Annotated in this window: 21 protein-coding genes; 11 read left to right on the plus strand and 10 right to left on the minus strand. The window is 68.4% G+C overall.

From position 1 onward, the window contains the following. Nucleotides 1-4: 4 nt before the first annotated feature. The 5 genes from QKY98_RS06105 to QKY98_RS06125 are packed head-to-tail and all read right to left on the minus strand — an operon-like array spanning nt 5 to nt 4270. The gene (locus QKY98_RS06105; protein ID WP_169855060.1) at nt 5-652 is read right to left on the minus strand and encodes a tetratricopeptide repeat protein; all 648 of its coding nucleotides are present in this window, start codon (nt 650-652) and stop codon (nt 5-7) included. Next, entirely contained in the window at nt 649-1458 is an 810-nt protein-coding gene (locus QKY98_RS06110) for an SDR family oxidoreductase (RefSeq protein WP_278893988.1), read from the minus strand. Before QKY98_RS06110 ends, QKY98_RS06105 begins: the two co-directional genes overlap by 4 nt. Next, the gene (locus QKY98_RS06115; protein WP_144960891.1) at nt 1445-2128 is read right to left on the minus strand and encodes an iron-containing redox enzyme family protein; all 684 of its coding nucleotides are present in this window, start codon (nt 2126-2128) and stop codon (nt 1445-1447) included. The genes QKY98_RS06110 and QKY98_RS06115 overlap by 14 nt, the downstream gene beginning before the upstream one ends. Next, nucleotides 2125-3606, minus strand: a complete 1482-nt coding sequence (locus QKY98_RS06120; RefSeq protein WP_284670531.1) for an AMP-binding protein — start codon at nt 3604-3606, stop codon at nt 2125-2127. Before QKY98_RS06120 ends, QKY98_RS06115 begins: the two co-directional genes overlap by 4 nt. Continuing rightward, nucleotides 3596-4270: a thermostable hemolysin gene (locus QKY98_RS06125; protein ID WP_284670532.1), complete on the minus strand. Its 675-nt coding sequence runs from the start codon at nt 4268-4270 to the stop codon at nt 3596-3598. The genes QKY98_RS06120 and QKY98_RS06125 overlap by 11 nt, the downstream gene beginning before the upstream one ends. A 131-nt stretch (nt 4271-4401) precedes the next feature. Between QKY98_RS06125 and QKY98_RS06130 the strand changes: the two genes are divergently transcribed. Next, nucleotides 4402-4623 carry a hypothetical protein gene (locus QKY98_RS06130; RefSeq protein WP_284670533.1) on the plus strand — a complete coding sequence of 74 codons (222 nt, stop codon included), beginning with the start codon at nt 4402-4404 and terminating at the stop codon, nt 4621-4623. Here the strand turns inward: QKY98_RS06130 and QKY98_RS06135 are convergent. The 3 genes from QKY98_RS06135 to phoB are packed head-to-tail and all read right to left on the minus strand — an operon-like array spanning nt 4620 to nt 8448. Further along, complete coding sequence (locus QKY98_RS06135) at nt 4620-6371, minus strand: sensor histidine kinase (RefSeq protein ID WP_144954470.1); 1752 nt, start codon at nt 6369-6371, stop codon at nt 4620-4622. The genes QKY98_RS06130 and QKY98_RS06135 overlap by 4 nt on opposite strands. Before the next feature lie 55 nt (nt 6372-6426). After that, on the minus strand, nt 6427-7740 hold the full coding sequence (gene phoR / locus QKY98_RS06140; protein ID WP_027597381.1) for a phosphate regulon sensor histidine kinase PhoR: 1314 nt from the start codon (nt 7738-7740) through the stop codon (nt 6427-6429). An 18-nt stretch (nt 7741-7758) separates the two neighbouring features. Beyond that, complete coding sequence (phoB, locus tag QKY98_RS06145; protein WP_007159925.1) at nt 7759-8448, minus strand: phosphate regulon transcriptional regulator PhoB; 690 nt, start codon at nt 8446-8448, stop codon at nt 7759-7761. Between the two features lie 159 nt (nt 8449-8607). Between phoB and QKY98_RS06150 the strand changes: the two genes are divergently transcribed. The 7 genes from QKY98_RS06150 to QKY98_RS06180 all read left to right on the plus strand — a co-directional run bounded on the left by QKY98_RS06150 (nt 8608) and on the right by QKY98_RS06180 (nt 16528). Next, nucleotides 8608-9402 carry an IclR family transcriptional regulator gene (locus tag QKY98_RS06150; RefSeq protein WP_027597382.1) on the plus strand — a complete coding sequence of 265 codons (795 nt, stop codon included), beginning with the start codon at nt 8608-8610 and terminating at the stop codon, nt 9400-9402. Then, nucleotides 9399-10352: a 2-dehydro-3-deoxygalactonokinase gene (locus QKY98_RS06155; RefSeq protein ID WP_284670534.1), complete on the plus strand. Its 954-nt coding sequence runs from the start codon at nt 9399-9401 to the stop codon at nt 10350-10352. The genes QKY98_RS06150 and QKY98_RS06155 overlap by 4 nt, the downstream gene beginning before the upstream one ends. Beyond that, complete coding sequence (locus tag QKY98_RS06160) at nt 10345-10971, plus strand: 2-dehydro-3-deoxy-6-phosphogalactonate aldolase (RefSeq protein WP_284670535.1); 627 nt, start codon at nt 10345-10347, stop codon at nt 10969-10971. The genes QKY98_RS06155 and QKY98_RS06160 overlap by 8 nt, the downstream gene beginning before the upstream one ends. A 114-nt stretch (nt 10972-11085) precedes the next feature. Continuing rightward, nucleotides 11086-12234, plus strand: coding sequence for a galactonate dehydratase (gene dgoD / locus QKY98_RS06165; protein ID WP_197852111.1), 1149 nt, complete (start codon nt 11086-11088; stop codon nt 12232-12234). A 314-nt stretch (nt 12235-12548) separates the two neighbouring features. Continuing rightward, the gene (locus tag QKY98_RS06170; protein WP_077171127.1) at nt 12549-13874 is read left to right on the plus strand and encodes an MFS transporter; all 1326 of its coding nucleotides are present in this window, start codon (nt 12549-12551) and stop codon (nt 13872-13874) included. A gap of 91 nt (nt 13875-13965) precedes the next feature. Next, nucleotides 13966-15018: an SMP-30/gluconolactonase/LRE family protein gene (locus tag QKY98_RS06175; protein WP_042134668.1), complete on the plus strand. Its 1053-nt coding sequence runs from the start codon at nt 13966-13968 to the stop codon at nt 15016-15018. 109 nt (nt 15019-15127) lie between these two features. Next, complete coding sequence (locus QKY98_RS06180; RefSeq protein ID WP_074584205.1) at nt 15128-16528, plus strand: sugar porter family MFS transporter; 1401 nt, start codon at nt 15128-15130, stop codon at nt 16526-16528. Between the two features lie 45 nt (nt 16529-16573). Here QKY98_RS06180 and QKY98_RS06185 read toward each other — a convergent pair whose 3' ends face one another. Beyond that, nucleotides 16574-17020, minus strand: coding sequence for a YMGG-like glycine zipper-containing protein (locus QKY98_RS06185; RefSeq protein ID WP_007159917.1), 447 nt, complete (start codon nt 17018-17020; stop codon nt 16574-16576). 231 nt (nt 17021-17251) lie between these two features. Between QKY98_RS06185 and QKY98_RS06190 the strand changes: the two genes are divergently transcribed. Beyond that, the gene (locus QKY98_RS06190) at nt 17252-18460 is read left to right on the plus strand and encodes an aldose 1-epimerase family protein (protein ID WP_037007502.1); all 1209 of its coding nucleotides are present in this window, start codon (nt 17252-17254) and stop codon (nt 18458-18460) included. A gap of 18 nt (nt 18461-18478) precedes the next feature. Here the strand turns inward: QKY98_RS06190 and QKY98_RS06195 are convergent, their stop codons facing one another. Then, nucleotides 18479-18880: an acyl-CoA thioesterase gene (locus QKY98_RS06195; protein ID WP_026083995.1), complete on the minus strand. Its 402-nt coding sequence runs from the start codon at nt 18878-18880 to the stop codon at nt 18479-18481. Between the two features lie 487 nt (nt 18881-19367). On the opposite strand from QKY98_RS06195, the gene QKY98_RS06200 reads away from it, so the two are divergent. Together QKY98_RS06200 and fdhA are read left to right on the plus strand one after the other, a co-directional pair. Further along, on the plus strand, nt 19368-20675 hold the full coding sequence (locus QKY98_RS06200; RefSeq protein WP_169742418.1) for an MFS transporter: 1308 nt from the start codon (nt 19368-19370) through the stop codon (nt 20673-20675). A 167-nt stretch (nt 20676-20842) separates the two neighbouring features. Beyond that, a complete protein-coding gene (gene fdhA, locus QKY98_RS06205) occupies nt 20843-22042 on the plus strand; it encodes a formaldehyde dehydrogenase, glutathione-independent (RefSeq protein ID WP_027597391.1) in 1200 nt (399 codons plus the stop codon). Nucleotides 22043-22124: the final 82 nt, after the last annotated feature.

Here is a 22124-nt window from a genome sequence, read left to right on the forward strand (position 1 = left end):
CTCGTCACTTCAGCTTCTGGTCGACGTCCTTGAGCAGCGCGGCGATCTCGCCCCGCCGTCCCTGGTCGGCCAGTTCGCGTCCCGGCCGCGGGGCGGCCTGCTGCGCCTTGAGCAGGGCGGCGCGGGCTTCGGCATAGCGCTGCTGGCGATACAGGTGGTCACCCCAGAAGTATAGGGTATCGATACCGCTGGGGTTGAGGGCGAGGGCCCGCTGCAGCAGACGATCGGCTTCGCTGGCGTCACCAAAGGCGATCGGCCAGCCGGGAACCCGGTCGTAGAGGGCGGCGAGACTGGTGTAGGCGGAGCCCTGCAGCGCCGTGGGATCGAGCTTGAGCGCCTGTTCCAGGTCGCTGCGGGCTTCCTTGACCTTGCCCAGCGCTCCCAGCCCGCCCTGGGCGCCGGCCCAGCTGCTGAGCACGATGCCCTGCCAGATCAGCGCTGGCGCCGACTGGGGCGCGGCCTGGGTGAAGGCGCGCGCCTCGCCGGCCAGCTGTTCGAAGGCCGCGGGTTTTTCGGCGCTGGGCAGGCGGTACTGGATCTCGGCCCAGCGCTGCTGGATCTGGGCCAGGCGCTGGCCATCGTCGGCCAGGGCGAAGGGGCTGGCGAGCAGGGCGGCGAGCAGCAGGCCGAGGGCCTTGCGCGGGGTCGTCATGGGTGTTTCTCCGGGGCGAAGGCGGGGTCGATGAAGCGGCGGATCACCGGCAGCTGGCGGCGCAGGGCGCGATCCACCAGGCCGGGCATCAGGCCGTTGAGGCGGACGAAGAGCTTTTCCGGCCAGCCGAGATAGAGCTCCTGGCGGTCCTCGACCAGGGCACGGATCACCGCGCCGGCGACCACGGTGGGGTCGTCCACCTGGCTCTTGAGCGCCTGGTTCACGGCCATGGCCGCCGGGCCGTTCATCGCCGTGCGGGTGGCGCGGGGCGCCACGTAGAGCACCCGGATGCGGGTATCGGCCAGCTCCCGGCGCAGGGCCTGGGTGAAGCCGCGCAGGGCGAACTTGCTGGCGCAATAGGGCGCATAGCCGGGATAGCCGATGGAGCCCAGGGTGGAGCCGACATGGGCGATCACCGCGCGCGGCTGGCGGCGCAGCAGCGGCAGCAGCAGGCGGGTCAGCTGGATGGCCGCGCCGATGTTGATCGCCAGCAGGTTGTCGATGGCGTCGTCGTCGAGGGCGTCGAGCAGGGCGAAGCTGTTGCTGCCGGCGGCGTTGAGCAGCACGTTGACGCCCTGGCCGCGGCTGGCTTCGGCCAGCACCGCCTGGCGATCGGCCCGGCGGGTGAGGTCGGCGTCGAGCAGGCGCAACCGGCCACCCAGGCGCTCGGCCAGGGGCTGCAGGGCGCGGGTGTCGCGGGCGACCGCCAGCACCTGGGCGCCGCCGGCGCAGAGTTGTTCCACCAGTGGCAGGCCGATGCCACCGCTGGCACCGGTCAGCAGGATACGGCAGTCAGGCAGCTGCATGGCGCTGCTCCGGTTGCTGGCCGGCGCCGGGCAGGGCGCGGAACATGTCGGCATAGAGGCGATAGACCACCTTGGACACGTGGATCACTGCGGCCTGGTCGGCCGGATCGTCCAGCCGATCCATCAGCTGGCGGTAGGTCGCCATGTGTTCCTGGTCGAGGCTGCCGTGGGAGTCCAGGTAGCTGAAGGCCGTGGCCGGCAGGCCCAGCTGGCCGCGGATGGCGCCGGCGGCCTGGGTGGCCAGGGCGATGCTGGTGCCTTCGAGCACATTGACCATGCCGAACAGGCCGACCGGATTGTCGCGGGCGATGAAGTCGTAGAGATAGGCCACCATCAGCTCGATGGGCAGTTCGGGGCGGCTGGCGCGCACCGCCTCGGCATCGCCCCCGCAGGCGGCGATGTCACTGAGGACCCACTGGTCGTGGCCGTATTCTTCCTCGATGTATTCGCAGACCGCGCCGCGCAGCCATTCCAGCCGCGCCGGCAGGCGGGCGCCGCAGGCCATCATCAGTGGCGCGGTGTGGCGGACGTGGTGATAGGCCTGGCCGAGAAAGGCGACATAGCTCTCCAGGGCGACATTGCCGCCCAGGGCGGCGCGGATGATGGGCACCTCGAACAGCGCCTGGCGTTCCGTGGCGGTTTCGGCTTGCAGGGTGGCGAAGAAACTCATGCTGGTACCTCCAGAAGGTGCGAGAGCAGGGCCGCGTGATGCGCCTGGATGGCGTCGCGGCGAAGGCGTCCGGTTGCGGTGAGCAGGCCGTTGGCGGGGGTGAAGGGTTCGGCGAGGCGGCGCCAGGCGCCGATGCGGGCATAGTCGGGCAGGCGCTGGTTGAGGCGGGCGATCTGGTCGGCGAGCAGGCTGTCGGGCAGGTCCGGCTGCCGTGGCCAGAGCAGCGCCACCAGGTGCCGGGCGCCTTCGCCCTGCACATAGGCCTGGGCGAGGACGCCGCGCTGGGTGAGTTCGGCCTCGATCCAGCCCGGATCGACATTGCGTCCCGAAGCCAGGCTGAACTGGTGTTTCTTGCGGCCGTGCAGGTGGAGATAACCGTCGGTGTCGAATTCGCCGAGATCGCCGGTGGCCACCTCGTCGGTGGCGCTGCCGGGCTCGCCCAGGTAGCCGGCGAAATCGACGCCGCCGACCAGGATTTCGCCGTCGGCGGCCAGGCGCAGGCGCACATGGGGCAGGGGCTGGCCGACGCTGCCCGGGCGGTTGGCCTCAGGGCGATTGAGGGTCACCACCGAGGCGCACTCCGACAGGCCATAGCCCTGGAACAGCGGCAGGCCCAAGGCGCTGGCGCGGGTCAGCAGCGCCTCGCTCAGCGGCGCCCCGCCCACGGCGGCGAAGCGCAGCCCGTCCAGGCGCAGCAGCCCGCGTTCGCCCAGCTCCACGAGTCCCTGCAACAGCTGGGGCATGAGGATCAGACTGTGTGGCTGGCGCTCCTGCAGGCAGGCGGCCAGCTGGGCCCAGTCGATGCCGGCGGAGCCGCGGACACCCTGGTCCTCGGCCTTGAGCACCACCACCTCGGCACCGGCCAGCAGTGCGGCATAGACCCCGAGATTTTCCAGCAGGATGCCCAGCGACAGGAGCACCTGATGGCGTCGGGGCGCCAGGGCGCCGCTGGCGGCTTCCAGGCTGGCGGCCACCCGCAGCAGCTGTCCGGCCTTGAGGCAGACGCCCTTGGGGGTGCCGGTGGTGCCGGAGGTGTAAGTGAGCTTGGCAGTGCCCGCCGGTAGCGCGGTGGCCGCCGCGGCCGGACGCTGCCAGCCGTGGGGCCCCTCGCTGAAGCCTGCCGCGGTCCATTCCGCGGCGCGCTCGGGATTGCCCAGCAACAGATCGGCGCCACAGTCCTGCAGGACATGGGCGCGCTGCGCCGGGCTGAAGAAGTCCGGCAGGATGATGCAGGGCAGTCCGGCGCGCAGGGCGGCCAGGTCCCAGGCCAGCAACTCGGGCCCATTGGGCAGGTCCAGGGCCAGACGCTTTATGCCGTGCTCGGCCAGCCAGGTGACGCGCCGGGCAATCTCCCGCCACAGCCGCAGATAGCTCCAGGTTTCCTGGGCACCACTCAGCGCGGGGCGCTCGCCGTCCCAGGCGACGTGGCGTTCCAGGGCCAGAAAAAAATCACTGACGGAGCGGGCTTCAGGCGACATGGCAGTCCTCCTCGCCAAGGGTGGTGAGGCCCAGGCGGGCGAAGATGCCGGCCTGCAGCAACTGTTGATAGCCCTGGCGGATGTCACCGGCGCAGACCTGGGGAGCGTTGGCGTAGTAGGAGCCCCAGCTCTCGCGCTCGGCGCCCAGACAGGCCGGATCGGCGAGGCCCAGCACCTGGGGCGCCAGGCCGAGGCGATGAAAGCTGTTGATCAGGCGGGTGGCGCCGGTAAAGGTCACCCAGCGCCGGCCACTGCGGGCCAGCAGCCAGGTGGTGACGACGATCAGCAGACGCGCCTGGCCCGGACCCAGCGCCGCCAGATTGCCGACCTCCACCACCTCCGCGCGCTCGATCGGCCGACCGAGCGCCACCGCCACCTGGGTCTCCACCGGCTGGGGCAGATAACGTTCGAGAAACAGCGACTGGTCCAGCGCGGAGCGGATCCCCACCGCCGCCTGCAGCACGCCTTCGGCATCGCGCAGGGCGAGCAGCAGCGGCAGGAAGTGGCTGATGCGGGCGCCGTGCTCCAGGGCGAAACGCGCGCCGATGAAGGCTTCGGTCGCCTGCCGGCCGGGTGCCTCGCGCGGCTCCAGGCGGGCCAGCAGCGAACCGCTGCGGTCGGCCAGGGTAAAGCTGTACGGGGACTGCCAAGTCACGTCGAGCATCGCGACCTCTCCGGGGGAATACGAGGCGCAGTCTTGGCGGTCAAGCTGAAGGCAATCTGAAGCGCCGCTTCATCGCAGCTTCAGGTTGCCGGGCTAGGGTCGCCTTCCATATCCCCTGGTGGAGCCCTGCCATGTCCGAAGAAGAGCCCCTTGCTGCCGCTTCCGAGGAAGCCGCCGACAGCCACTGGCCGCTGGTGCGGATCCTGGCGGGCATCCTCGCCAGCGCCCTGATCGGTGGCGTCGGCCTGCCGCTGCTGGATGCCACCCGCGGGCCCTGGGATGCGGCGACCCTGCTGGTAACCGGGGTGCTCGGCTGGGGCTTCGCCCTGCTGGTGACGCTCTGCGTGCGTTAGCCGGCTGACTCCGGCGCAGCCGGCAGCCGCAGGGCAAAGACCGCGCCCTCGGCGCCGTTGCGCGCGGCCAGGCTGCCACCCTGGGCCTGGACGATGGCCGAGGACACCGCCAGGCCGAGTCCCAGGCCTTCGCCGACCGGCTTGGTGGTGAAGAAGGGATCGAACACCTGGTCCAGGTGCTCGGCGGCGATGCCGCCACCGTTGTCGGCCACCTCCAGCAACCAGGCATCTCCCTCCCGCGCTAGGCTGACCCGGACCTGCGGCCGGGGTCGCTCCGCCACGGCGTCGAGGGCGTTGCGCAGCAGATTGACCAGTACCTGCTCCAGGCGGATGGGATCGCCCAGCAACCAGGCCGGGCGCGGCAACTCCAGGATCAGCTCCACGGCCAGCTCGGCACGGCGGGCCTCCAGCAACTCCAGCGCCTGATCCACCACCCGCGCCAGATCGACCCGCTCGCGCAGGCCGGCGGGGGTCTTGCGCGCATAGGTCTTGAGGTGGGCGGTGAGACCGCTCATGCGGGTCAGCAGGCCATCGAGACGTTCCAGGGCGGCGCGGGCCTCGTCCAGCCGCCCGTGATCCAGCAGCAGGCGCAGACTCGCCAGGTGCATGCGCTGGGCGGTGAGCGGCTGGTTGAGTTCGTGCACCAGGGCCGCCGACATCTGCCCCAGGGCGGCCAGCTTGGCGGCCTGCACCAGGCCGTCCTGGGCGGTGCGCAATTCGGCGGTGCGGGCCTCCACCAGCTGCTCCAGTTCCAGGCGGCTGCGCTGGCGCAGGCGTTGCAGCCGGCGCCGTTGCGCCCAGAGGAGACCGGCGCAGACCAGCAGCAGCCAGACGCAGACGGCGGCCAGTGCCGCACCCGGGCCGCCGCCCTGCAGGTCCCGGGTGGGCCGGAGCAGGTGCAGGGTCCAGCCTTCGCTGGGCAGTGGCAGGCTGTCCCAGAGGTAGTCGGCGCTGCCTTCGGGGGCCTGGATGTGGGCCACCTGGCGCTGCTCGCCGAGCACCCGCTCCTGGCGATAGGGCAGGGGCTGCAGGGTGCGCCGGTCGTACTGGCGGGTGGTGGCCAGCTCGGCGCGATCGGCCGGGGTCAGCTCGCGCAGCAGGCGATAGCGCCAGGCCGGGCGATTGGCGGCAAAGACCACGCCGCGGGCATCGCTGACCAGCAGCACCTCCGGGTGCTCGCCCCAGCGCGCCTCGATGGCGGGGAATTCCAGCTTGACCACTACCGCGCCGAGAAAGCGCCCCTGGGCGTCCAGCACGGCGTGGGAGAGGAAATAGCCGGGAATGCCGGTGGTGACCCCTACGGCATAGAAGCGTCCGCTGCCGCCGGCGAGGGTTTCGCTGAAATAGGGGCGGAAGGCGTAGTTGTGGCCGACGTAGCTGGTGGGCAGCCGCCAGTTGCTGGCGCCGATGGCCAGGCCCGTGCGATCCAGGAGTTCCAGGGTCGAGGATTGCGCCGCCGTGTTCAGGCGCTCCAGCTTGAGATTGAGGTGTTCGGTGGTGGCGGCATCGGGCGGGGTGCTCAGGGCGGCGATCAGCTCCGGGTCCTGGGCCAGCACCGCCGGCAGGGCGCGAAAACGGTCGATCAGGGTCTGCAGGCCGCTGGCGTGGAGGCGCAACTGCTCCTGGCCGAGCAGGCTGGCCTCGGCCAGGCTCGCCTGTTCGGCGCGGTGCCAGGCCTGGCTGCCCAGCAACAGACAGCCGATCAGGGCGAGCAGCAGGACCGGCAGCAGGCGCAGGGCTGGGGGCATGGCAGGAGACCGTGGCAGGGATGGCCGGACGATAGCACGGCGGGGAGGGGACGGCTCAGGCCGAGGCGGCGGTGCGTTGGGCGATCTGTTCAGGCTGGAAATCGCAGGTGAAGCAGCTGCCCTCGCCAGGCACGCTGTGGATGTCCAGGCCGCCGCGATGACGGATCAGCACGTGCTTGACGATGGCCAGGCCCAGGCCGGTGCCGCCGGTGCTGGAGGCGCGGCTGGCGTCGAGGCGATAGAAGCGTTCGGTCAGGCGCGGCAGGTGGCGGGCGTCGATACCGGGACCGTTGTCCTGCACCGCGACATGGGCGCCTGCGGCGTCCTGCCAGGCGCGCACCCGCACCTCGCCGCCTTCGGGGCTGTACTTGACCGCGTTGAACACCAGGTTGGAAAAGCAGCTGCGCAACTCCGTCTCGCTGCCCAGCAGGGCCAGACCCGGCTCGCATTCCAGGCTCAGGCGATGGCCGACGGCGCCGGACAGGGCGCGACCGTCCTGCAGGATGGAGGCGAGCAGCGGCTCCAGGGCCACCGGGCGGTTGTCGGCGGGATAATCGGTGGCTTCCAGACGGGCCAGCAACAGCAGGTCGTCGATGGTGTGCTGCATGCGTCCGGCCTGCTGCTGCATCTGCCCCAGCGCCCGCCGCCAGCGTGGAGTGGCGTGGTCGGCGTTGTCCAGCAGGGTCTCCAGGTAGCCGGTGATCACCGTCAGCGGGGTACGCAATTCGTGGGAGACGTTGGCGACGAAATCCTTGCGCATCTGTTCCAGCTGATGGACGCGGGTCACGTCGCGCACCAGCAGCAGCCGGTCGCCTTCGCCGAAGCGGGTGACCAGGATGTGCAGGTACTGGTCGTCGTTGAGTGGGGAGGCCAGTTCCAGCGGCTCGCCATAGTCGCCGCCGAGAAAATAGTCGGAAAAGCGCGGATGGCGCACCAGGTTGGTGATGGGCTGACCGAGGTCCTGGGGCTGGCGCAGGCCCAGCAGGGTTTCCGCGGCGCGGTTCCACCATTCCAGGTTGCCATGGCGATCCACCAGGATGATGGCGTCGCGCAGGGCCTCGGTGGAGGCCTGGGCGCGACCTATCACGGCGAGCAATTCCTCGCGCTGGCGCTGTTCGTGGCGCTGGCGCCGATAGAGCCGGTCGAACACCTCGCCCCACAGACCCTCGGCTTCCGGCGGCGCGCCCGGGGCCTCGCTCAGCAGCCAGGCCTGCAGGCGCAACAGGTGCCTCAGGGTGACCGCCAGATAGACCGCCAGTCCCAGGGCCACCGCCAGGCCGACATGGCCGAAGGGCCAGCCGGCCAGGGCGCAGCCGGCGACCACGGTCGACAGCTGGGTGGCCAGACGGGAGCGCCAGTTGATGTTCACGGCGGCGGTGATCCCGCGTCAGAGTTTGGTGGAAAAGCGATACCCGGTGCCGCGCACCGTCTGTACCAGGTTCTCGTAGGTCTCGCCGAGGGCCTTGCGCAGGCGGCGGATGTGCACGTCCACGGTACGTTCCTCGACATAGACGTTGCCACCCCAGACCTGATCCAGCAGCTGGCCGCGGGTATAGGCGCGCTCCTGGTGGGTCATGAAGAACTGCAGCAGACGGTATTCGGTGGGGCCCATCTCGGCGGGTGCGCCGTCGATGGTCACCCGGTGGCTGATCGGATCGAGGATCAGGCCGTTGACCTCCAGCGGACCGTCGTTCTCCAGATGCCCGGTGCGGCGCAGCACGGCCTTCAGGCGCGCCACCAGCTCGCGGGGCGAGAAGGGCTTGGTGATGTAGTCGTCGGCACCGGTCTCCAGGCCCTGGACCTTGTTGTCCTCGTCACCCTTGGCCGTGAGCATGATGATGGGGATGGCATCGGTCAGCTCGTCGCGCTTGAGGCGGCGGGCCAGTTCCAGGCCGGAGGTGCCGGGCAGCATCCAGTCGAGCAGGATGAGATCGGGCTTGCGATCGACGATCAGGGCGTGGGCGTCCTTGCTGTTGTCCGCCTCCAGGCATTCATAGCCCGCCATTTCCAGGGCCACGGCGATCATCTCGCGAATGGGCGCCTCATCGTCGACGATCAGGATGGATTTACCCGTCATGGAGCGCTCTGCCTCTCGAGTCCTTGCAATGTGCCGTGCATTAGATAGCGCCAATATTGCAGCTATGTGACAAGGCTGTCATATCTAACTTCTATCCCAACATATGGGATGACGTATCACATATTGAGATTTGCCGAAGAGGCTTCTAGAGTGAAGGCCATGAACGACAACAATTCCAACAAGGGCGAAGCGCCCAGCGGGGCCCAGGCCCTGTTCCGCGGCCTGGCCGTGCTAGAAGCCGTGGCCGCCGGGGCTGACAGCCTGGCCCAGGTCGGCGCCGCCATCGGCTGCACCCGCAGCACCACCCATCGGCTGGTTGCTGCCCTGACCCAGGCGGGCTATCTGCGCAGCGATGGCGGGCGGCTGATCCTCGGCAGCCATCTCATCGCCCTCGGCTACCAGGCCCGCGAGCAGCTGCCGCTGACCGGTGTGGCCCGTCCCCACCTGCAACGCCTGGCCCAGCACTGTGGCGACACCGTGCACCTCGGCGTGCGCGAGGGCGGCGATGTCCTCTATCTCGACAAGCTGCCCGGCAGCCGTGGCCTGGAGATGAGATCCCGGGTCGGGCTGCGCATGCCGTTGGCGCTGACCGGGGTCGGCAAGGCGCTGATGCTGGATCTCGCCGAGGGCGAGTGGGAAGCCCTCTATGGCGAAGGCGTGGCCCGGCGCACCGGCCAGCCCGGGCTGCGCGAGGATTTCCTGCCCTGGGCGGACTACCGTGCGCGGCTGCGGCGCCACGCCGCCGAGGGCTATGCCCTGGATCTGGAAGAAAACGAACTGGGCATCCGCTGCGTGGCCGCGCCCATCCGTGGCGCCGACGGCGCCATCGTCGCGGCCCTCAGCGTGGCCAGCGCCATCCCCTACATGCCCGAGGCGCGGCTGCACGAGTTGCAGCCCGAGGTCACTGCCTGCGCCCGGGCCATTTCCCGCGAACTTGGCTGGAGCCCCGCATGACCGCCACCCCGCACCTCATCGGCCTCGACTGGGGCACCTCGTCCCTGCGGGCCCAGCTGTTCGACGCCCAGGGCGCCGTGCTGGAAACCCGCAGCCGGCCCTGGGGCATCATGCATGTGCCCGACGGCGACTTCGCCGCGGCCTATCGCGCCCTGGTGGGCGACTGGCGCGAGGCCCAGCCGGACCTGCCCGCCATCGCCTGCGGCATGGTCGGCAGTCGCGGCGGCTGGCATGAGGTGCCCTATGCTGACTGCCCGGCCGACGTCCACAGCCTGGCCGCCGGCCTGCTGCGCCTGGACACGGGCTGCGGCGACCTCCACCTGGTTCCCGGAGTGATGCAGCGCGGCGCCTTGCCCAACGTCCTGCGTGGCGAGGAAACCCAGGTGTTCGGCGCCCTCGAACTGGAGCCGGACCTGGCCGCCGAAGCCCTGCTGGTGCTGCCCGGCACCCACAGCAAGTGGGTGCGGGTGCGCGACGGTCGTCTCACCGACTTCGCCACCTACATGACCGGCGAGTTGTTCGCCGTGCTGCGCGAGCATTCCATCCTGGGTCGCCCAGCCGCCGAGGCCGGTCCCGAGGCCAGTGCCGAGGCCTTCCGCCTGGGTCTCACCACCGCCCGCGACGCCGGCGCCGAGGGCCTGTTCGGCCGCCTCTTCACCGCCCGCAGCCGGGTCCTGGCCGGCGAACTGGGTGCGGCGCACAGCCTCGACTACCTCTCCGGCCTGCTGATCGGCGAAGAGTTGCGCAGCCAGGTCGCCGCCCTCGCGGGCGCCACCTGTCCACCCCTGGTGCTGATCGGCGATGCGGCACTCTGCCAGCGCTATCGCGACGCCCTGGCGCTGTTCGACATCGACCAGGTCCGCCTGCTGGAGCAGGCCACCCGGGCCGGGCTCTGGCGCCTGGCCCAGGCTGCCGGCCTGCTCCCCACCTCTGGAGGCTCCCATGCTTGATACCTACCTCAAGGACCTGCCGCTGATCGCCATCCTGCGCGGCGTCACCCCCGACGAGATCGTCCCGGTCGGGCGCGCCCTCTACGACGCCGGCTTTCGCGTCATCGAGATCCCGCTCAATTCGCCGCAGCCCTACGAGAGCATCCGCCGGCTCACCGCCGAGCTGGGCGAGAGCTGCCTGATCGGCGCCGGCACGGTGCTCACCGAAGCCCAGGTGGCCGAGGTGGATGCCGCCGGGGGCCGGCTGATCGTCTCGCCCAACGCCAACCTGGCGGTGATCCGCGCCAGCAAGGCCGCCGGCCTGGTCAGCGCCCCGGGCGTGGCCACGCCCTCGGAGGGCTTCGCTGCCCTCGACGCCGGCGCCGACAGCCTCAAGCTGTTTCCCGCCGAGCAACTCGGCCCGGCGGTGGTCAAGGCCTGGCGCGCGGTCTTTCCCAAGGAGCTGGCGCTGCTGCCGGTGGGCGGCATCACCCCGGACAACATGGGCCCCTACGTGGCCGCCGGTGCCAACGGCTTCGGCCTCGGCTCGGCGCTGTACAAGCCGGGCCTGACCGCGGCGCAGGTGAGCGCCAATGCCCAGGCGTTTGCGGCTGGGTGGGCGGCGGTAAAGAACGCTTAAAGCTCGCGGTCATGGACCGCTCCTACAGATACCCGGTGCCTCCGTAGGAGCGGCCCATGGCCGCGATTTATCCAATCTCCTCGATCCAACAATTCAAATCGAGAATTCCTGACCATGAAGATCACCAAACTCACCACCTATGTCGTCCCGCCGCGCTGGTGCTTTCTCAAGATCGAGACCGACGAGGGCATCCACGGCTGGGGCGAACCCGTGCTGGAAGGCCGCGCCCACAGCGTGGCGGCGGCGGTCGAGGAACTGGCCGACTACCTGATCGGCAAGGACCCGCGCAACATCGAAGACCACTGGACGGTGCTCTACCGCGGCGGCTTCTATCGCGGCGGTGGCATCCACATGAGCGCCCTGGCCGGCATCGACCAGGCGCTGTGGGACATCAAGGGCAAGGCCCTGGGCGTGCCGGTGCACGAGCTGCTCGGCGGCCAGGTGCGCGACAGCATCCGCGTCTATTCCTGGATCGGCGGCGACCGCCCGGCGGAGACCGCGGCCCAGGCCCTGGAGCGCCAGGCCAAGGGCTTTACCGCGATCAAGATGAACGCCAGCGAAGAGATGCAGTTCGTCGACACCTACGACAAGGTCGACCAGGTGATCGCCAACGTCGCCGCCATCCGCGACGCCTGCGGTCCGCACTTCGGCATCGGCGTGGACTTCCATGGCCGGGTGCACAAGCCCATGGCCAAGGTGCTGGTCAAGGAACTGGAACAGTTCCGCCTGATGTTCATCGAGGAGCCGGTGCTCAGCGAGCACCACGAGGCGCTCAAGGAGATCGCCCTGATGAGCAACACGCCCATCGCCCTGGGCGAGCGGCTGTACTCGCGCTGGGACTTCAAGCGCATCCTCCAGGAAGGCTACGTCGACATCTTGCAGCCCGATCCCTCCCATGCCGGCGGCATCACCGAGACGCGCAAGATCGCCAACATGGCCGAGGCCTACGACGTCGCCATCGCCCTGCATTGCCCGCTCGGTCCCATCGCCCTGGCGGTCAACCTGCAGCTGGACGCCAACTGCTACAACGCCTTCATCCAGGAGCAGAGCCTGGGCATCCACTACAACCAGGGCAACGACCTGCTCGACTACATCAAGAATCCCGAGGTGTTCGACTACGGCGATGGCCACGTGAAGATCCCCCAGGGACCGGGGCTGGGCGTGGAGGTCAACGAGGAGTTCGTCAAGGAACGCGCGGCCATCGGCCATCGCTGGCGCAATCCGATCTGGCGGCACAAGGACGGCAGTTTCGCCGAGTGGTGAGAGACGCCCTCACCCCAACCCTCTCCCCAAGGGAGAGGGGGCAAGAGCAGGAGCGCGGAGTTTCGCTCTCGTTCGGACCGTCCCCTCTCCCTCTGGGAGAGGGCCAGGGTGAGGGAAAGCCGGACCACCGCCGCTGACCCCTCACCCCACCCCTCTCCCAAGGAGAGAGGGAGCAAGAACAGGAGCGCGGGGCTCGACCTCCGCACCGACCATCCCCTCTCCCTCTGGGAGAGGGCCAGGGTGAGGGCCGCCCCAGCAGCCTGACCCCAGACATCGACAACGCTCGCCACAACGTCAATTACAGGACCCGAGCCATGCCCACTCCCACCCACGCCTCCCCGGCGGCGGCCGCGGCCGCGCCGACCCTGGCCAAGCCCAGTCGGGCCCGCTTCTTCATCATGACGCTGCTGTTCGTCACCGTGGTGATCAACTACCTCGACCGCAGCAACCTCTCCATCGCCGCGCCCCACCTGGCCCAGGACCTGGGCATCGAGCCGGTGCACATGGGCCTGATCCTCTCGGCCTTCGGCTGGACCTATGCCGCCATGCAGATCCCCGGTGGCTGGCTGGTGGACAAGGTCGCCCCGCGCATCCTCTATCCGGTGGCCATCGCGCTCTGGTCGCTGGCCACCATCGGCCTGGGCTTCGTCGGCAGCTTCATCGGCCTGATCATCCTGCGCCTTGCCGTGGGCGCCCTGGAAGCACCGGCCTATCCAATCAACAACCGGGTGGTCACCACCTGGTTTCCCGAGCGCGAGCGGGCCACCGCCATCGGCTTCTACACCTCCGGCCAGTTCGTCGGCCTGGCCTTTCTCACCCCGGTGCTGATCTACCTGCAGCAGACCTTCGGCTGGCACATGGTCTTTGTCGTCACCGGTGGCGTCGGCATCCTCTGGGCGGCCATCTGGTACCTGGTCTATCGCGAACCCAAGGACTTCCGCGGCGCCAATGCCGCCGAGGTCGCGCTGATCCAGGAGGGCGGTGGCCTGGTCGACCTGGAACAGAAGAACCGCAGCCGCGCCGCCTTCCAGTGGCGTGACCTCTGGAGCGTGCTCAACAAGCGCAAGCTCTGGGGCATCTACATCGGCCAGTTCTGCCTCAATTCCACCCTCTGGTTCTTCCTGACCTGGTTCCCCACCTACCTGGTGAAATACCGCGGCATGGACTTCATCAAGGCCGGCTTCCTCGCCTCGCTGCCGTTCCTGGCCGCCTTTCTCGGCGTGATCTGCTCGGGGCTGCTGTCGGACTGGCTGATCCGCCGCGGCGCTTCCGTGGGCCTGGCGCGCAAGCTGCCGATCATCGGCGGCCTCCTGATCTCCACCAGCATCGTCGGCGCCAACTTCGTCGACTCGCCCGCGCTGATCATCGCCTGCCTGGCACTGGCCTTCTTTGGCAACGGCCTGGCCTCCATCACCTGGTCGATGGTCTCGGCCATGGCGCCGGAGCGGCTGATCGGCCTTACCGGCGGGATGTTCAACTTCATCGGCAACCTCTCCGCCATCTGTGTGCCCATCGTCATCGGCTTCCTGGTCAAGGACGGCAGCTTCGCTCCGGCCATCGCCTTCATCGGCGTGACCGCGCTGATCGGCGCCCTCTGCTACGGCCTGGTGGTGGGCAAGGTGGAACGTCTTCCCGAATAAGGGCGACTAAAGGAGCGCCTTCCGCTCTGGTTGCGGAGGCGCTCTGCCACCGGCCGTGCCGGACCCATAACGACAACAAAGGAGTCTCCCCATGCCACTCGCCCGTCGCACCTTTCTTGGCGTGTCCCTGGCCGCCTCGGCCGGTCTGGTCGCCAGTCGCGCCCTGGCCGACGACAAGTTCGGTCTCACCCGCAACTGGGAGGGCAAGCCGCCCATCGTCATGCCCGATCCCGCCTGGGAGATCCACGATGCGGCCTTCAAGGGCCGCCTGGGCAATGCCTTCGTCGAACGGCTGTGGTCCGGCGGTCTCTGGACCGAAGGCCCGGTGTGGATGGCCGACTGGCGCTGCCTGCTGTTCAGCGACATCCCCAATGCCCGGGTGATGCGCTGGAGCGCCGACGACGGCCATGTCAGCGTCTATGACGACCAGTCCCACAACGCCAACGGCCACACCCGCGATCGCGAGGGTCGGCTGATCAGCTGCGAGCACGACAGCCGCCGCGTGACCCGCCGCGAGTTGAATGGCAGCGTCACGGTGCTGCTCGACCGCTTCGACGGCAAGCCGCTGAACGCCCCCAACGACGTGGTGGTCGGCGCTGACGGCGCCATCTGGTTCACCGATCCGGGCTACGGCATCCTCGGCGCCTACGAGGGCCACAAGGCCGAATTCGAGCTGCCCACCAACGTCTATCGCATCGATCCCCAGGGCAAGGCCACGGTGGCGGTGGGTGACTTCGGCCGCCCCAATGGCCTGGCTTTCGCGCCCGACGGCAAGCGCCTCTACATCAGCGACACCGCTGGCGGCGGCAATCCCGGCAAGCCCAATCACCTCAGGGCGTTCACCGTGAAGGACGACGGCACCCTCGGCGGTGGCGAGGTGCTGATCGACGCCAAGGAGCAGGGCGTGATCGACGGCTTCCGCGTCGACAGCGACGGCAACCTCTGGTGCAGCTGGGCCGGCTCGGCCGAGCAGAACAGCGTGCGGGTCTTCACGCCAGGCGGCCAGCCACTGGCCACCCTGCACCTGCCGGAAACCGTCTCCAACGTCGAATTCGGCGGCCTCAAGGGCAATCGCCTGTTCATCACCGGCGGTGGTTCGCTCTATGCCACCTATGTGAACGCCCAGCCCGCGCGGCTCTGGTAGGGGCTTCTCATCAGCCGAACCAAGGGTCGTTGGACAGGTCTGTAACAAACGGATACGGAACGACCCGCGACAACAAGATCGCCCACAAGGCGAGCGAGGAGCCTCAGTCATGAGCAACACCACTACCCACGCCGACGGTCACGTCACCGAAAAGGCGCAGCCCAAGGCGATCTTCGCCTGCCTGATGGCCGCCCTGGCCGGCCTCATGTTCGGCCTCGACATCGGCGTCATTTCCGGCGCCACCAAATTCATCCAGCAGGAATTCCAGATCTCCGATCAGGTGATCGAGTGGATCGTCTCCAGCATGATGGCCGGCGCCGCCCTGGGTGCGCTGGGCGCCGGTTCGCTGTCGGCCAAGCTGGGTCGCAAGAAGTCCCTGATGCTGGGCGCCATCCTGTTCGTCATCGGCTCGATCCTCTGTGGCCTGGCCACCTCGCCGACCATGCTGATCTTCGCCCGCTTCCTGCTCGGCCTCGCCATCGGCATCGCCTCCTTCACCGCGCCGCTGTACCTGGCCGAGGTCGCCCCGGAAAACATCCGTGGCTCGATGATCTCGCTGTACCAGCTGATGATCACCGCGGGCATCCTGATCGCCTTCCTGTCCAACACCGCCTTCAGCTACTACGAGGCCTGGCGCTGGATGCTCGGCATCATCGCCATCCCCGGGGTGCTGTTCCTGATCGGCGTCTTCGCCCTGCCGGACAGTCCGCGCTGGCTGATCATGGCCGGGCGCAAGCAGGAGGCCATCAAGGTCCTGCACAAGCTGCGCGGTGACGAAAAGGTCATCCAGCAGGAAGTCGCCGAGATCGAAGAGCAGCTCAAGGTGCCGCAGAAGGGCTGGTCGCTGTTCAAGGAGAACGCCAACTTCCGCCGCTCGGTGGGCCTGGGCGTGCTCTTGCAGGTGGTGCAGCAATTCACCGGCATGAACGTGGTGATGTACTACGCGCCGCGCATCTTCGAAGGCATGGGCTACGACACCGCCGCCCAGATGTGGTTTACCGCCGCGGTCGGTCTGACCAATGTGCTGGCCACCTTCATCGCCATCTTCCTGGTCGACAAGTGGGGCCGCAAACCCATCCTCTATACCGGCTTCGTGGTCATGGCCGTGGGTCTGGGCGTGGTCGGCACCATGCTCGGCATGGGCAACCTGAGCCACGGCCAGCAGACCTTTACCGTGGTCATGCTGCTGATCTTCATCGTCGGCTTCGCCATGTCGGCCGGTCCGCTGATCTGGACCCTGTGCTCGGAAGTCCAGCCGCTCAAGGGCCGCGACTTCGGTATCGGCTGCTCCACCTTCACCAACTGGATCGCCAACATGATCGTCGGCGCCACCTTCCTGACCATGCTGGGCACCCTGGGCCAGGGCACCACCTTCTGGATCTATGCCGGATTGAACGTGGTGTTCATCTTCCTGGTGTTCTGGCTGGTGCCGGAAACCAAGGGCGTCACCCTGGAGCGCATCGAGCGCAACCTGATGCAGGGCAAGCGCCTGCGCGACCTCGGCCAGTAGGCTCGAGCGCACAGGAAAACGCCCGGCATAGCCGGGCGTTTTTCATTACCGATCCCAGTGCTTGTGTCGGTGCTTGGCGTGCTTCCAGCCCTTGCCGGGGTGGTCGCGATAGCCCCGATAGCCGCGGTCGTCGCGACCGCTGTCGCCGAGGTTGTTGCCCAGGGCACCGCCGGCACCGCCCCCCAGGGCCGCGCCAACCAGACCGCCGGTGCTGCCACCGACTCTATTGCCGATCACGTTGCCGCCCGCCGCGCCCAGGCCACCGCCGATGGCGGCCTCGGTCCGATTGCGCCGGTCAGCGCCCAGTACACCACCTGCTGCACCGCCGACGCCGGCACCGATGGCCGCACCGGTGCTGCCGCCGACCTGCTGGCCGACCAGAGTACCGAGTACGCCACCCACGGCGCCGCCGAGTCCGGCTTCGGTATTGCCCGCATACGCCGGGGCAACGCCCGCCAGGGCAAGCAACAAGAACAGGGCTGAAGGTTTCATGGAGTCCACTCCGTGGTAGAGACGAGCCGATCCTCGGCAAAAATCGCTGCCCTGGCAAGTACCGAACGGTCGTTTGAATGGTAAAGGTTGTCTTTACCCATTCCTTTGATTTCCTTGTACAAACCTATACGGAAATCGTCGGTCTCGCGCCTTTTCAGGGTCTGGAACGAGGTCTGCAGCCGGGCGAAGGCTGGTCTAGACTCAAGGCGATCGCGCCGCCAAGGGGACTCCATGATCCATGCTCGTCTGCTGTCCGGCTGTCTCCTGTTCCTTGTCAGCGCCAGCGCCTCGGCCTGGGAATACACCCTCATCGCCCCCGACAAGCCGGTGCAGAACTGGAGCATCAGCAGTGATCGCCTGGGCCTGCGCGATGGCCTGGCCTTTGCCGTCGGGGTGCACCGCCTGAGTGGCGGACGCCAGGAAGGCTCGGTGCTGATCGAGATCGACACCGGCGCCCTGCAACTCACCGTGGTGGCGACCCGCGGCATGAACGTCCTGCGCGCCCAGGCCGGCACCCTGCGACTGGGCTGGGATTCGCCGGTGCGCGAGGTGGTCAATCCGGCCTTCGTCAACCTGGAGAGCCGCAATGGCCTGGGCTGGTTGGAAGGCTTCAACGAACTGGTGGCGCGCGCCGGCTTCGAGTGGGTCGGCCACCCCGGAATGGACCGGGGGCAACTGCTGACCCTGCACGGTCGGGCCAGCTACCTGCCGGCCAGCCAGGTGGTGCTGACCATCGACGAACAGCCGCCGCACCGCATCAGCCTCAAGGGCGTGCTGCACGAGGAGGCCTTCAAGCAGGCCAACTTTCGCATCGACACCGAACTGGTCACCCACGCCGGGGCCACCGGCTTCACCCTGCACGATCGCCTGACCAACCAGGGGGCGCACGCCGCCGAGTACCAGGTGCTCTATCACAGCAATTTCGGGCCGCCGCTGCTCGGTGAAGGCGCCCGGTTCGCCGCGCCGGTGCGGGAGGTGTCACCCTTCGATGCGCGGGCGCGCCAGGAGCTGGCGGAGTGGCAGACCTATCGCGCGCCCACGCCGGGCTATGGCGAGACGGTCTACAACCTCTATCCCTGGGGCGACGATCAGGGGCGCAGCCTCGCGGTACTGCACGATCGCAGTGCCCACCAGGGCGTGGCGCTGGCCTTCAATGTGCGGGAATTGCCGGTCTTCACCCTGTGGAAGAACACCGATGCCAAGGCCCAGGGCTATGTCACCGGCCTGGAGCCGGGCACCAGCTTTTCCTACAACCGCAGCCAGCAGCGGGCCCTGGGACTGGTGCCGCGCATCGAAGCCGGCGGCACGCGCGACTTCACCCTCGACTATCGGCTGCTGGCCACCGCCGCCGAGGTCCGGCAGGCGCTGGAGCAGGTCGAAGGCATCCGCCACGGACGGCCGACCCAGGTGCGCGAGGCGCCGCTGGCCCGGGAGCCCTAGCGGCAAGGCCGGCGGGTGCTAGCGCCGCGCGGGCAGGGGGCGGGTGCGGCCGCTGCCATCGATGGCCACGAAGACGAACACCGCCTCGGTCACCTTGCTCCACTCGCTGGACAGCGGATCGTCGCTCCAGACCTCGATGAGGATCTGGATGGAGCTGCGGCCCACCTCCAGGGTGTTGGTATAGAAGGAGAGCTGTGCGCCCACGGGCACCGGTGTCATGAAGGCCATGCGGTCGATGGCCACGGTGGCCACGCGCCCGGCGGCCAGGCGACTGGCCATGGCGCTGCCGGCCAGGTCCATCTGGGCCACCAGCCAGCCGCCGTAGATGTCGCCGAAGCCATTGGTCTCGCGGGGCAGCGCAGTGATCTGCATGGCCAGGTCGCCCTGGGGGATGGGATCTTCTTGTTCGAGCTCTTCGATCATGACAGGGCCCTCGGGAGCCCGGATAGGTAGGTAACGTTCAGCATCTGCACGCAAGAATGCTGCCAATCTCTCGGCGGAGATCGTTAGGGGGCTACAGTATAACGCCTGGGGCAGGGCGGCTCGACCGCTTTTGCACCAGGATGGAACAGCCATAGCTCGGCAGATGAGCCCTGAATGGGCACTGAATGAATAGCGGAAATTCCTTGCAGATTTGCTATCGTGGAGACCGTGCACGGCCAGGCAATCCAGAGGGCCCTGCACGTCCGATGATCAGGTAATGATCGGTAGACCTGCTGCCGCCGTGCTCCACAAGAGCGCAGGCGGCGCGGTGCAGGTCCGGCGCCCATCCGGCGACCCGCCCGATCCCTGCCAGCCGCTCCAGGCGGACGGTCACTCGGGGCCGCGTCTTGTCCGCTACACCCGGAGGGATGCCAGAGGCCGAATTTCCTTTGCGCTCCTCTCTTGTCCGGGATCCTCGATGAAACTGCAATCCGCCTCTGCGCCGCTCACGTCGCGCCCTCTGGGCCGCAACGACTACAAGACCCTCTCGCTGTCCGCCCTGGGCGGCGCGCTGGAGTTCTACGACTTCGTCATCTTCGTCTTCTTCGCCGCGGTGGTGGGGAAGCTGTTCTTTCCCGCCGACATGCCCGACTGGCTGCGACAGATGCAGACCTTCGGCATCTTCGCCGCGGGCTATCTGGCACGTCCGCTGGGCGGCATCATCATGGCCCACTTCGGCGACCTGCTCGGGCGCAAGAAGATGTTCACCCTGAGCATCTTCATGATGGCCCTGCCGACCTTGGGCATGGGCCTGATGCCCACCTACGCGCAGATCGGCGTGGCCGCGCCGATCCTGCTGCTGGTGCTGCGCATCATCCAGGGCGCGGCCATCGGCGGCGAGGTGCCCGGCGCCTGGGTGTTCGTCTCCGAACACGTCCCCGGCAAGCACGTCGGCTATGCCTGCGGCACCCTGACCGCCGGTCTCACCTTCGGCATCCTGCTCGGCTCGCTGATGGCGACCCTGATCAACACCGTCTTCACCCCGGTGGAAGTGGCCGACTACGCCTGGCGCTTTCCCTTCCTGATCGGCGGCGTCTTCGGCCTGTTCTCGGTCTACCTGCGCCGCTGGCTGCACGAGACGCCGGTGTTCGCCGAACTGGCGATCCACAAGTCGCTGGCCGAGGAAGTGCCGCTCAAGGCCGTGCTGCGCGACCACCGCAGCAGCGTGATCCTGTCCATGCTGCTGACCTGGATGCTCACCGCCGGCATCGTGGTGGTCATCCTCATGACCCCGACCCTGCTGCAGACCCAGTACGGCTTCTCCGCCGCCCTGGCGCTCAAGGCCAACAGCCTGGCCATCGTCTTCCTGACCCTGGGCTGCATCGTCTCCGGCGCCCTTTCCGATCGCTTCGGCAGCGGCCCGGTGTTCATCGGCGGCGGTCTGATCCTAGCAGTGGCCAGCTGGGCGCTCTATGCCGGTCTCAAGGTCCATCCGGAATGGCTGTTCCCGCTCTATGCCCTGGCCGGCGCGGCGGTCGGCGTCATCGGCGGTGTGCCGCGGGTGATGGTGCTGGCCTTCCCGCCCAAGGTGCGCTTCTCGGGGCTGTCCTTCTCCTACAACGTGGCCTACGCCATCTTCGGCGGCCTGACCCCCATGGTCGTGACCCTGATGCTCAAGCAGCATCCGCTGGGCCCGGCCTGGTACGTCATGGGCCTGGCCCTGCTGGGCGTGGGCATCGGCTGCTACCTGCTCAGCCGCGAGCGCCGCGCCGCCGCCCTGGCACCCGCCTGATCCCGGCCGGTCATGCCGCCCGCCGTGGCGGCGTGACCGGGTTGGCCAGGCCGACCCGCAGGGGCGACCTCGGCATCGCCAAAAACGCCATCCCCACAGACGCCGCGCTTCGCGAGGACTAGGCTCGAACCGCTAGAGCCAGTCCAACAATAACAGCGAGGTGCAACATGTCCGGTAATCGTGGCGTCGTCTATCTGGGCGCGGGCAAGGTCGAGGTGCAGACCATTCCCTACCCGAAGATGGAAACCCCGCAGGGCAAGCGTATCGACCACGGCGTCATCCTGCGCGTGGTCTCCACCAACATCTGTGGTTCAGACCAGCACATGGTGCGCGGCCGGACCACTGCCCCCGAAGGCCTGGTGCTCGGCCACGAGATCACCGGCGAGGTCATCGAAGCGGGTCGTGACGTCGAGACCCTCAAGGTCGGCGATCTGGTCTCGGTGCCCTTCAACGTCGCCTGCGGTCGCTGCCGCACCTGCAAGGAGCAGGACACCGGCGTCTGCCTGACCGTCAATCCCTCGCGCGCCGGCGGTGCCTACGGCTACGTCGACATGGGCGGCTGGGTCGGTGGCCAGGCCGAATACGTGCTGGTCCCCTATGCCGACTTCAACCTGCTCAAGCTGCCGAATCGTGACGCGGCCATGGAAAAGATCCGTGACCTGACCTGCCTGTCCGACATCCTGCCCACCGGCTACCACGGCGCCGTCACCGCCGGCGTCGGTCCGGGCACCAGCGTCTATGTCGCCGGGGCCGGCCCGGTCGGTCTGGCCGCGGCCGCCTCGGCCCGCCTGCTGGGCGCCGCCGTGGTCATCGTCGGCGACGTCAACCCGGTACGCCTGGCCCACGCCAAGGCCCAGGGCTTCGAGATCGCCGACCTGTCCCAGGACACCCCGCTGCACGAGCAGATCGCCGCGCTGCTGGGCACGCCGGAGGTGGATTGTGCGGTCGACGCCGTCGGCTTCGAAGCCCGTGGCCATGGTCACGAAGGCGCCAAGAGCGAGGCCCCGGCCACCGTGCTGAACTCACTGATGGGCATCGTGCGGGTGGCCGGCAAGATCGGCATCCCCGGCCTCTACGTCACCGACGATCCGGGTGCCGTGGACGCCGCCGCCAAGCAGGGTGCTCTGAGCATCCGCTTCGGTCTGGGCTGGGCCAAGTCCCACAGCTTCCACACCGGCCAGACCCCAGTGATGAAGTACAACCGCCAGCTGATGCAGGCGATCATGTGGGATCGCATCAAGATCGCCGACATCGTCGGTGTACAGGTGATCACCCTGGACGAGGCCCCCCGCGGCTACAGCGAATTCGATTCGGGCGTCCCGAAGAAATTCGTCATCGATCCGCACAAGCTGTTCAGCGCGGCCTAGCTATTGCACTAAGGATTTTGCCCGAGACTGCTGGCCATTTGGCATTTCTCGGGCAAGTCGTGCAGTCGTTTGGCGCACCAGA

It is taken from the genome of Pseudomonas sp. HR1 (assembly GCF_030175875.1).
In the GTDB taxonomy this organism is placed as follows: domain Bacteria; phylum Pseudomonadota; class Gammaproteobacteria; order Pseudomonadales; family Pseudomonadaceae; genus Chryseomonas; species Chryseomonas oryzihabitans.

Excerpts from the sequence above, each read along its gene's own strand:
- QKY98_RS06105 (WP_169855060.1), bottom strand. The coding sequence starts at position 652 with ATGACGACCCCGCGCAAGGCCCTCGGCCTGCTGCTCGCCGCCCTGCTC.
- QKY98_RS06120 (WP_284670531.1), bottom strand. The coding sequence starts at position 3,606 with ATGTCGCCTGAAGCCCGCTCCGTCAGTGATTTTTTTCTGGCCCTGGAA.
- QKY98_RS06125 (WP_284670532.1), bottom strand. The coding sequence starts at position 4,270 with ATGCTCGACGTGACTTGGCAGTCCCCGTACAGCTTTACCCTGGCCGAC.
- QKY98_RS06155 (WP_284670534.1), top strand. The coding sequence starts at position 9,399 with ATGACCGCCACCCCGCACCTCATCGGCCTCGACTGGGGCACCTCGTCC.
- QKY98_RS06135 (WP_144954470.1), bottom strand. The coding sequence starts at position 6,371 with ATGCCCCCAGCCCTGCGCCTGCTGCCGGTCCTGCTGCTCGCCCTGATC.
- QKY98_RS06185 (WP_007159917.1), bottom strand. The coding sequence starts at position 17,020 with ATGAAACCTTCAGCCCTGTTCTTGTTGCTTGCCCTGGCGGGCGTTGCC.
- phoB (WP_007159925.1), bottom strand. The coding sequence starts at position 8,448 with ATGACGGGTAAATCCATCCTGATCGTCGACGATGAGGCGCCCATTCGC.
- QKY98_RS06175 (WP_042134668.1), top strand. The coding sequence starts at position 13,966 with ATGCCACTCGCCCGTCGCACCTTTCTTGGCGTGTCCCTGGCCGCCTCG.
- QKY98_RS06170 (WP_077171127.1), top strand. The coding sequence starts at position 12,549 with ATGCCCACTCCCACCCACGCCTCCCCGGCGGCGGCCGCGGCCGCGCCG.
- QKY98_RS06115 (WP_144960891.1), bottom strand. The coding sequence starts at position 2,128 with ATGAGTTTCTTCGCCACCCTGCAAGCCGAAACCGCCACGGAACGCCAG.
- QKY98_RS06180 (WP_074584205.1), top strand. The coding sequence starts at position 15,128 with ATGAGCAACACCACTACCCACGCCGACGGTCACGTCACCGAAAAGGCG.
- fdhA (WP_027597391.1), top strand. The coding sequence starts at position 20,843 with ATGTCCGGTAATCGTGGCGTCGTCTATCTGGGCGCGGGCAAGGTCGAG.
- dgoD (WP_197852111.1), top strand. The coding sequence starts at position 11,086 with ATGAAGATCACCAAACTCACCACCTATGTCGTCCCGCCGCGCTGGTGC.
- QKY98_RS06160 (WP_284670535.1), top strand. The coding sequence starts at position 10,345 with ATGCTTGATACCTACCTCAAGGACCTGCCGCTGATCGCCATCCTGCGC.
- QKY98_RS06150 (WP_027597382.1), top strand. The coding sequence starts at position 8,608 with ATGAACGACAACAATTCCAACAAGGGCGAAGCGCCCAGCGGGGCCCAG.
- QKY98_RS06130 (WP_284670533.1), top strand. The coding sequence starts at position 4,402 with ATGTCCGAAGAAGAGCCCCTTGCTGCCGCTTCCGAGGAAGCCGCCGAC.
- QKY98_RS06190 (WP_037007502.1), top strand. The coding sequence starts at position 17,252 with ATGATCCATGCTCGTCTGCTGTCCGGCTGTCTCCTGTTCCTTGTCAGC.
- QKY98_RS06110 (WP_278893988.1), bottom strand. The coding sequence starts at position 1,458 with ATGCAGCTGCCTGACTGCCGTATCCTGCTGACCGGTGCCAGCGGTGGC.